Source organism: Kitasatospora sp. NPDC036755, from assembly GCF_040636595.1.
GTDB lineage: Bacteria > Actinomycetota > Actinomycetes > Streptomycetales > Streptomycetaceae > Kitasatospora.
The window spans coordinates 1-2,984 of sequence record NZ_JBEZUT010000580.1 but is presented as its reverse complement, the minus strand read 5'-3'; the positions used below and the strand labels follow the sequence as shown (position 1 = coordinate 2,984).

The window sequence follows — 2,984 nt, the reverse complement described above, 5'->3', positions numbered from 1 at the left end:
CCCGAGGTGCGGGTGCCGGACGTCGCGCACGCCCTGGTCACCGCCCGCGCGAGCTTCGAGCACCGGGCGGTCGTCGCGGCCGCCGGACGCGAGGAACTGCTCACCGCGCTCGACCGCATCGCCGACGGCACGGAGGCGCTCGCTGGCGCGGCCCGCTCCGGCGGGACCACCGGCTTCCTGTTCACCGGCCAGGGTGCCCAGCGTCTCGGCATGGGGCAGGAGTTGTACGCCACCTCCCCCGTGTTCGCGGCCCGCTTCGACGAGGTCTGCACGGAGCTCGACCGGTGGCTCGACCGACCCCTGCGCGAGGTCGTCTGGGGCGAGGACAGCGACCTCCTCAACCAGACCGCGTACACCCAGACCGCCCTCTTCGCCGTCGAGGTCGCGCTCTTCGCCCTCCTGCAGTCGTGGGGTGTTCAGCCGCAGTACCTCGCCGGACACTCCATCGGCGAGCTGGCCGCCGCCCACGTCGCCGGCGTCTGGTCGCTGCCGGACGCGGCCCGACTCGTCGCCGCGCGCGGCAAGCTGATGCAGGCCCTTCCGGCCGGCGGTGCGATGATCGCCGTCGAGGCCACCGAGGACGAGATCTCCTCGCACCTGACCGACGGCGTCGACATCGCCGCCCTCAACGGCCCCCGCTCCGTGGTGATTTCGGGCGAAGCGACCGCTGTCGAGGCGCTCGCCGAGCGCTTCGCCGCCGACGGACGCCGCACCTCCAAGCTCCGCGTCTCCCACGCCTTCCACTCCGTGCTCATGGAGCCCATGCTCGCCGAGTACGCCACCGTGGCAGCCGAGTTGGCCTACAACGAGCCCACCATCCCGCTCGTTTCGACGGTCACCGGCACCCTCGCCACCACCGAACTCACCGACCCGCAGTACTGGGTCGACCAGGTCCGCGCCGCCGTCCGCTTCACCGACGCCGTCCGCACCCTGACCGACAACGGAGTCACCACCCTGCTGGAGATCGGCCCCGACGCCGTCCTCACCGCCATGGCCCAGCAGACCCTCGACGACACCACCGTCATCCCCACCCAGCGCCGCGACCGCGACGAGACCCGAACCCTCCTCACCGCCCTGGGCTCGCTCCACACCACCGGTGTGACCATCGACTGGGCCACCGCCTTCACCGGCCTCACCACCCAGCACACCGACCTGCCCACCTACCCCTTCCAGCACGAGCGCTTCTGGGTCAACGCCGTCAGCGCCACGGCAGCCGATGTTGTCGCCGCCGGCCTCGACACCGCCGACCACCCGCTGCTCGGCGCCGTCGTCCCGGTGCCGGACTCGGGCGGGGTCATGCTGACGGGCCGACTGTCGGTGGAGACCCAGCCGTGGCTGGCCGACCACCGCATCGGCGACGCGATCCTCTTCCCGGGCACCGGCTTCGTCGAGCTCTCGCTCTACGCGGGCCGTCAGGTCGACTGCGCCGCGCTGACCGAACTTGCTCTTCACGCCCCCCTCGTGCTCCCCGAGACCGGCGGGGTGCAGTTGCAGCTCGCCGTCGGTGGTGCCGACGACAACGGCGACCGTACGGTGACCGTTCACTCCCGCGTCGAGGGCCACGACCAGTGGACCCTCCACGCGGAGGGTGTGCTCTCGACCGTCTCCCGGCAGCCGGCCGCCCGGGAGGCCGCCGCACCGGCCGAATGGCCGCCCGTCGGCGCCGTGGCGATCGAACTCGACGGCTCGTACGACCGGTTGAAGGAGGAGGGCTACGGCTACGGCCCGGTCTTCCAGGGGCTCAAGGCCGCCTGGCGCCGGGGCGAGGAGACCTTCGCCGAGGTTGTGCTCCCCGAGGACGCCCACGCCGACGCCGTACGCTTCGGCGTTCACCCCGCGCTCCTCGACGCGGCCATGCACGCCGGACTGGTGGACGACGACGGCCGCCGGGACGGCCAGACCGTCCTGCCCTTCGTCTGGAACGACGTCGCACTGCACGCCGCCGGCGCCACGACGCTGCGGGTCCGGAACACCCCGGCCGGGGTCGACGGCATCACGCTGCACGTCTCGGACGCTGCGGGGAACCCCGTGGTCACCGTTCGGTCGCTGGTCTCCCGCGAGGTCGCCGTCGACCGGCTGGCCGTCGCCGGCGCCCACGGCGGTGGTGCGCTCTACACCACCGACTGGGCCCCTGCCTCCGTCGCTTCGTCGCCGATCGATGCGCCCTCCTGGGCCCTCGTCGACGGAGACGCCGCAGCCTCGGGTGCCGACTCGTACCCGTCGATGGCCGCGCTCGTCGAGGCCGTCGCCTCGGGCGTCGAGGCGCCGTCGGTGGTCGTGCTGCCGTGCGCGCCGCAGGGCGGTGACGTGCCGGCCGGTGTGCGGGCCGGGCTCGGCCGGGTCCTGGACGCGCTCCAGGCATGGCTGGCCGACGACCGCCTCGCCGACTCGCGCCTGGTCGTCGTCACCTCGGGCGCCGTCGCCCACCCCGAGATCACCGACCTCGCCGGCGCCCCCATCTGGGGCCTGATCCGCGCAGCCCAGGCCGAGAACCCCGGGCGCATCACCCTCGCCGACCTCGACGACCTCACCGCCCTTCCGCACGTCCTGGGCGCCGTCGTCGCCTCCGGCGAGCCCGAACTCGCCATCCGCAACGGCGAACTCTTCATCCCCCGCCTCACCCCGACCACCAGCACCACCGAACCCCAGCCGATCACCTTCGAAGCCGACGAGACCGTCCTCATCACCGGCGGCACCGGAGGCCTCGGCGCCCTCCTCGCCCACCACCTCGTCACCCACCACGGCGTCCGCCACCTCCTCCTCACCAGCCGACGCGGACCCGACGCCCCCGGCGCGAACGAACTCATCACCGAACTCGCCGCCCTGGGAGCCGAAGCGACCATCGCAGCCTGCGACGTCTCCGACCGCGACGCCCTCACCCAACTCCTCGACGGCGTGAACCTGCGCGGCATCGTCCACGCCGCGGGCACCGCCGCCAACGCCCTCACCAGCGCACTCACCGAACAGCACATCCACGACGTCCT

At 73.1% G+C, this 2,984-nt stretch carries 1 protein-coding gene; it reads left to right on the top strand.

The window, feature by feature from the left end:
* Positions 1–12: 12 nt before the first annotated feature.
* On the top strand, positions 13–2,984 hold a 2,972-nt coding region (locus tag AB0E96_RS40120; RefSeq protein ID WP_359831651.1), incomplete at its 3' end, for an SDR family NAD(P)-dependent oxidoreductase.